Here is a 6,913-nt window from a genome sequence, read left to right as displayed (position 1 = left end):
GGGGCCGCGCATGCGCCCCGCCGTCGCGCCCGCCCGGGACGCCAGGGTCTCGACGGGGGCCCAGCCACCGGTCGGCCGGGCACCGCGCGAGGCCGCCCCGGTGGCGCCCGCCGCCGTACCGGCCCAGGGCACCGCTGTGCCCGCCGAGACGGCCGCTGAGGCCCTCACGCCCGTCGCCGAGGTCACCAGGGCCGGGGAGTCCAGACGCACGCCACAGCCGGCCCCACCCGCCCCCAGGCCGGCCGTGGCCACGGCGACCACCGGCCCGACGATGGCCGGTCTGTCGAGGCCGGAGCCGCCGGCCGCGGCCGCGCAGGCCGCCGTCACGGCCGCTCCGCCCGCCGACGAGCCGGCGGGCGAGGCCCAAGGCGGCATGGCCGCCGTCACGGCCGCGGCGGTGGAGGGCACTGAGGCGCCCGAGCCGGCCCCGGCGAAGGCCGACGTGACGAAGAAGACTCCCACCACGGCGAGCGGCCGGGCGACGGCGGCCCGTGGTACCCCGAAATCCACCGAAAAGCCGGACAAGACGGAAAAGTCCACCGGGAAGAACCAGGACAGTGCACCCGGATCGGCCGCGACGGACGGTGAGGAAGGCGCCACGGCCCAGCCCTCGAACCGACCACGCAATGCCCCTCGGACGGGGGAACGTTCCGGAGGCGGTCGACGCGGGCGCAAGTCGGTGCCAGCATGGGATGACATCGTCTTCGGAGCCCGTCGCCCGTAGGCCCGAGAACGGGAGCCCAGGTGGGCTGCCAGCCTCGGACCCACGAGGGTGGGCGCGAGGTCCGGTGGTCCCGCGGGGAAACCCAACGGACGCGGTAAGGCCGCTCTGGACGCAACGGCGCCACTCCAGCCGGCACGACCGGAGGCCATGCGAGCATGCACCTCTTCGCATGGCCGGCGGTCCTAGCAACACGTGAGGGACCGATCACACGGCCAGGCTGGAACGTCTGGCCGCCGGACACAGTTGGAGAGGGTGTGACTGGTACTACCACCAAGCCGACGCTGACCAACCTCGACAGGTGCGACAGGTGCGGCGCCCAGGCGTACGTACGTGTCGTCCTTCCAGGGGGTAGCGACCTGCTGTTCTGCCGGCACCACGCCAAGTCTCACGACTCGAAGCTCCGCGAGATGGCCGTCGAGTACCACGACGAGACCGACAAGCTCACGGTCGGCGGCTGACCCGCACGGACCAGCTCGACAACTGAACAGCGAGGCAATGCCTCGAAGGGCACGTCCCGCGGTGCGGCGGGCGTGCCCTTCGTCGTTTTCCAGGCGGCCCGTCCAGGCCGGCGGCCTACCACAGGCCATTCCGCGCGGGGCCGATCTCGCCAGCTTCGCGCCCCCGCCCCCCGACGCCGCGAGCACCGTCCGGGCCGCCGTCACGGCCGCATAAGCGGCCCGCGGGCGCTCCTCACCCCGGAACCCCCGGAGCACCCCCAGAACCCCCAGACGCCCGAGCGCTTCCCGTGCCGTCGTCGCGTGACGGCTGCGGACATGGGCATGCATATGGGCGTGGGCACTCGCGGGCAACAACTCCGGAACTTCATGCACCCACACCGTGGACACCTAGTACTCCAGATGTGGAGGCACCGCCCCGATGGGCGCATCGTCCACAACGGGTAGCCGCCAACCCCGTACGGTTGGGCCGTGACCACGGCCAACGAGCGCGCGTCCGCCGTGGCGGCGCCCGTGCGGGCGGATTCCACCGACCGCGCGAAGGACGCGAACGGCCGCGCATCCGCGGGCGACCAGGCTGGTGGGGCCGGTGGTCGCAGGGAGACGGCGAAGACCCGCCCGGCGACCGGTGACCCGGCCGATACGGCCGATGGGGCCGATGGCAACGCGGGGATGGCGCGACGGGAGATCGACGGGGAGGGCGCCGGGGGCGGCCCGTCCAAACGTGCCCGCCGCTCGGCCGACAAGCCCGCGGCCAGGAAGGCTCCAGTACGGCGGTTGGCGGCCGGCGCGCGGGCGGCGCTGCGGGTGGCGGGACGAGCGGCGTCCAACGCCTGGCGGGACCGGGTGCTGGGGCTCGCCGCCGAAGCCGGCTTCTGGCAGCTGCTCTCGCTGCCGCCGCTGCTGCTGGCGTTGCTGGGAACGATCGGTTACATCGCCGACGCCGTCGGTTCCGACGCGGTCAACAGCATCCGCGCCAGCCTGCTGAAGGGCGCCTCCGACCTCCTGACGCCTGAGGTGGTCGACAACGTGGTGGGCCCGACCGTCGACCAGATCCTCTCGCGCGGCCGGCCCGACGTGATCTCCATCGGGTTCGTGCTGTCGCTGTGGACGGGGTCCACAGCGATGGCGACGTACGTCAACACGATCACGATCGCCTACGGGCAGCGGGACCTGCGCTCCGCGGTGCGCAGCCGGCTGGTGGCGCTGAGGCTGTACATCGCCCAGGTCCTCACCGGGGTGATCATCCTGCCCGCGCTCGTGCTCGGGCCGGGCCTGCTCGCGAACCTGTTTCGGGCCAACCGGCACCCGGTCGTCAAGATGCTGCTGGAGCAGGTGTTCTGGCCGGCCGTGGGGCTGCTGGCGCTGGCGATGCTGACCTCGCTCTACCACCAGTCGCTGCCACAACGCCGGCCGTGGCTGAGCGCCCTGCCTGGCGCGGTGTTCGCCCTCCTCGGCTGGCTGCTCGGCAGCTACCTGCTTCGGCTCTACCTGGAGCTGGTCTTCGGTAACGAGCTCGTCTACGGCTCGCTGGCCGCGCCGGTCGCCGCGTTGCTGTTCTTCTACATCACCGCGCTCGCGGTGCTCCTCGGCGCCGAGCTGAACGCGGCACTGGACAAGCGCGGCGCGGACTCCCCCGCCGACGCCGACAGGCCAGCCGATGGTGCCGGCACCGGCACAGAGACAGGGGACGCGAAGAGGCCTCCGACGGCGACGGGCTCCCCTCCGGAGGCCCAGTCGGCGCCCCCTGCCGGTTCGCCGGACGGGTCGGACAGGTCGGGCTCCTAGGCTCTCCGGGGTCAGGACGCCCAGGCTCTCCAACAGCCGGTGAGTGTCAGTAGGTGCAGGACGCGGTGGCGGGTGGCTGCGCCGTCGGCTGTGCCGAGCCAGCCGCCAGCCAGGCGCGGCGCACCGGGGGCGCATCGACCACCGGCCGCCGCGCGGCCGGCGGGGCGGCCGCGGGAGCCCCGCCGGCGACGGCGCCGCCGGACTTCAACGGGGCGAGGAAGGCCTCGAGCTTGGCCGGGTCGACCAGCAGGACCGACTGGCCCGCGCGGGTGGCGGACGCGGCGGGCACCGTGGCGAACGTGAGCCCGCCGCCACCCGCGATGCCCTGCATCCGCAGCGCCAGCGGCTCGAGGTCAACCAGGCTGGTCGTGGTGTCCAGCGTCAACGCCGAGGTGGCCGCGTTCAGCACGCCGCGGATGCGGACCGGGTTGGCGAGTGTCGAAGCGGCGGTGAGCCGGTGGAACACGGCGCCGAGGAACTGCTGCTGGCGGCGGATCCGGTCGAGGTCGCCCTCAGGCAGGCCGTAGCGCTGGCGGACGAAGGCGAGGGCGCTGACCCCGTCGAGCCGGTTCTCGCCGACCTGACCCGACCAGCCCGACATCTTGTCGTGCAGATTGTCGAACCCGCGAGCGCGCAGCGAAGCTGGCAGCTCCCTGACGCAGACCGTGACGCCGCCGAGCGCGTCGGTGATCGCCTGGAAACCGGAGAAGTCGACCTGCACATAGTGATCGATCCGGATGCCGGTGAGCCCCTCGAGGGTGCGGACCAACAGCGCGGGACCGCCGAGCGAGAAGGCCGCGTTGAGCTTGGACTGCTGGGCCTTGTAAGCGGTCCCGTTGGAGCCGGTGTATGCGGGGATCGTCACCCACAGGTCGCGGGGGAAGGAGACCAACGTCGTCGAACCGTTTCGGTCGACGTGGGCGAGGATCGTGGTGTCCGAGCGCTGGCCGTCGACCTCGCCGAACTCGCCGCCCGTGCCAGCCCGTGAGTCCGAGCCGACCAGCAGGATGTTCTGGGTGCCGCGCCCAGCGGCGGACGGCCGGTCGGCGGCGTCCAGCCGCAGGTCGACGTGAGCTACCTTGCCGTCGTAGTGCCGGATCACGCCCCAGCCGGTGCAGGCGAGCACCAGGACCACGAGCGAGCAGAGGGCCGCGACGACTGTCACGGCTCGGCGCGCGCCGTCGGCTGGCCGCCGGGCCGGCTCGCCGATCGGATAGTCCTCGGCGGGTTCGCCGTACGGGTACCCACCGCGCTGGCCGCCACCGCCGTACCCGCCGCCGACGCCGTAGTCGCGATAGCGGTCGCCACCGGGCGGACGGTCGCCGGCGTCGGCGGGCGGAGGTGCCCACGCCGGCGGGTCCCCCGGCCGCCTCGACCCGCCAGCCGGGCCCGCGCCCGCGTCGCCACCGGCGGCCGCCCGTGGGCGGGGGCCGCCAGGACCGGCGGCGGGCCGATCCGGGCTGTTCCGCCGCGGGTCGCGACCGTCCGGCCGCGGGGACGGTCCCCGTCGGCCAGGCGGCCGAGGCTCACGTGGCCACGTCATCGTGCCTGCCTCCCCGCCGCCACCAGAAGTATCCCGACCAGGTGAGTTCCGCGCCCATGGGACACATGGATCCCACGGCGAGTCAAGATTTCGATCAACCGTTCCGGCCGCCCGGTCCGCGCCGTATTCGGGCCCGCCGGTCCAGCCGCCCCGGCGGCGGACCCGCTCCCCATTCCCTGCCTACCACGATTCGGGTCGGATCGGGTCACCCCGGGGCGTCGGCCAGCCGACTACGTCATGCCTCGCCGTCCATAGGCGACAAATGGCGGCGTCCGCGCACGGACCAGTCGGACGGCGGTGTCGGAAGGAGACCACTGCGCGACGCTCCATGACCAGCCGGAAGTTCTCGACGCGGGCGGCGGTCGCGCGGCCTACCGTTAACGGCATGAGTGCTCAGCCCGTCGAAAGCTCACCTTCGCCGCGTACGGCCGGCGCGCTCGCGGGCGAGGCCGCGGGATCGGCCGCCGCGCCGGACGAGGAGCCGGCCGCGACCGCCGAAACACCTGAGGGCGCCGAAATGCCGCCGCGCGAGACCGCCCCCGCCGCGGCCGCCGCGGAGGTTCCGGAGAGCGCCGGTGGGCGCGAGGAGAGACTGGCGAGCCACGACGAGCAACCGCACGCGGCCTTCCGCCGGTTTATGGCGGGCGGGTGGGCGCCGCCCGCCGACATCGCGCCCCCTCGCGACGACGTGGCGCCCTACGGCGCCAAACGGCGCGCCCTGCTCGGGACTCGATTCCCGAACGAGGCCCTCGTGATACCCACGGGTGGTCCGCGCGTCCGGGCAAACGACACCGACTACCCATTCCGGCCGGGCAGTGACTTCTTCTGGCTCACTGGCTGCCACGAGCCAGACGCGGTGCTGCTCCTGCTGCCCAATGCCGCGGGCGAACACGACGCCGTGCTGTACCTGGCCGACCGGTCCGACCGGTCGTCGTCGGCCTTCTACACCGACCGTCGTTACGGAGAGCTGTGGGTCGGCCCACGGCCAGGAGTAAAGGAGACGTCCGCCGCGTTCGAGATCGAATGCCGGCCGCTCACCGAGCTTCCGGGCGCGCTGTCACGGCTCGCCCCGGGGAATACGCGGGTCCTGCGCGGGGTGGACCCGGAAGTCGACGACGCGGTCCTGGGCTATCCGCGCGGCCGGGCAGCCAGGTCGTCCGAGCCGAACCGGGATGTCGAACTTGCCCAGGCACTGTCCGAACTTCGGCTGGTCAAGGACGACTTCGAGATCACCCGGCTGGAGGAGGCGGTCGCCGCCACCGCGCGCGGCTTCACGGAATGCGTGATGGAGCTGCCGGCGGCGGTCGCGCTGCCGAACGGGGAGCGCTGGCTGGAGGGCACCTTCTGGCGGCGGGCGAGGGTCGACGGCAATGACGTCGGATATGGCTCGATCGTGGCGTGCGGGCACCACGCGACCACCCTGCACTGGGTGCGCGACGACGGTCCCGTACGCCCGGGTGAGCTCGCGCTGCTGGACATGGGGGTGGAAAGCAGCTCGCTCTACACCGCGGATGTGACCCGTACGCTGCCGATCAGCGGCGAGTTCACCGAGGTGCAACGGAAGGTGTACGAGGTCGTGCTGGCCGCGCAGCAGGCCGGCATAGAAGCGGTCCGGCCAGGCGCCGTCTTCCTGGACCCGCACCGCGCCGCCATGCGGGTCATTGCCACCGCGCTGCACGACTGGGGCCTGCTACCGGCCAGCGTCGACGAGTCTCTGTCGGAGGATCCAAAGGCGCCGGGCGCCGGCGTCCACCGCCGCTACACGCTGCACTCCACCTCACACATGCTGGGGCTCGACGTTCACGACTGCGCACAGGCCAGGGACGAGACCTATCGTGACGCGCAGCTGGCCGCGGGCATGGTCCTCACCGTCGAGCCGGGCCTCTACTTCCAGCCCGACGACCTGACGGTCCCGCCAGAACTGCGCGGCATCGGGGTGCGGATCGAGGACGACATCCTCGTGACCACCGACGGCTTCCGCAACCTGTCCACGGCCCTTCCGCGCGCGGTGCCCGACATCGAGGACTGGATGCGCAGGCACCGCCCGGTCTGACCGCCCCCGCCTGGCAGAAGGCCGGCCGGTCCTCTCTGGGGAACGGCCGGCCTTCCGCCTCGTCCGACAACGAATCGATCAGGCCACGATTCATCGTGCCCGGCATGCGGCCGACCGGCTGGTCTTCACTCTCCGGACATCCGCGGCGACCGCACGAAACCGACAAAGTCGGCCCAAACTCGTCGACGGCCGGCGCTCCATCTGGCCGGCATGGCCAACCGGGAGAGCCGGTGTGACTCCTTCGGCAACATCGAACAGGTCGCCGGCCGGCGTCGGTGGCTCATCAGTGATCCTGGGGACAACGGCCGCCGGGTGTGCGAAGGAAGATCATTTTCGCACACCCTTTGGCC

At 72.7% G+C, this 6,913-nt stretch carries 4 protein-coding genes and 1 pseudogene; 4 read left to right on the top strand and 1 reads right to left on the bottom strand.

The genetic code is table 11. The features are described from left to right. The 3 genes and pseudogenes from BCD48_RS10755 to BCD48_RS10745 all read left to right on the top strand — a co-directional run. A pseudogene (locus BCD48_RS10755) lies at positions 1-724 on the top strand (hypothetical protein); the annotation flags it as partial. Positions 725-978: 254 nt separating this feature from the next. Further along, positions 979-1,182: a DUF7455 domain-containing protein gene (locus BCD48_RS10750; RefSeq protein ID WP_007518414.1), complete on the top strand. Its 204-nt coding sequence runs from the start codon at positions 979-981 to the stop codon at positions 1,180-1,182. 468 nt (positions 1,183-1,650) lie between these two features. After that, positions 1,651-2,967: a YihY/virulence factor BrkB family protein gene (locus BCD48_RS10745; RefSeq protein ID WP_116271481.1), complete on the top strand. Its 1,317-nt coding sequence runs from the start codon at positions 1,651-1,653 to the stop codon at positions 2,965-2,967. A 46-nt stretch (positions 2,968-3,013) separates the two neighbouring features. Here the strand turns inward: BCD48_RS10745 and BCD48_RS10740 are convergent, their stop codons facing one another. After that, positions 3,014-4,510 carry an LCP family protein gene (locus BCD48_RS10740; protein WP_116271480.1) on the bottom strand — a complete coding sequence of 499 codons (1,497 nt, stop codon included), beginning with the start codon at positions 4,508-4,510 and terminating at the stop codon, positions 3,014-3,016. A gap of 637 nt (positions 4,511-5,147) precedes the next feature. On the opposite strand from BCD48_RS10740, the gene BCD48_RS10735 reads away from it, so the two are divergent. Then, positions 5,148-6,563: an aminopeptidase P family protein gene (locus BCD48_RS10735; protein WP_071048210.1), complete on the top strand. Its 1,416-nt coding sequence runs from the start codon at positions 5,148-5,150 to the stop codon at positions 6,561-6,563. Positions 6,564-6,913: the final 350 nt, after the last annotated feature.

The organism is Pseudofrankia coriaricola (genome assembly GCF_001854805.1).
In the GTDB taxonomy this organism is placed as follows: Bacteria; Actinomycetota; Actinomycetes; order Frankiales; family Frankiaceae; genus Pseudofrankia.
Note: the sequence above shows the minus strand (reverse complement) of the source record. Positions and strands in the feature narration are given on the sequence as shown.

Bases quoted from the DNA above. Each gene is read 5' to 3' on its own strand.
- BCD48_RS10740 (WP_116271480.1), bottom strand. From the start codon at position 4,510: ATGACGTGGCCACGTGAGCCTCGGCCGCCTGGCCGACGGGGACCGTCC.
- BCD48_RS10735 (WP_071048210.1), top strand. From the start codon at position 5,148: ATGGCGGGCGGGTGGGCGCCGCCCGCCGACATCGCGCCCCCTCGCGAC.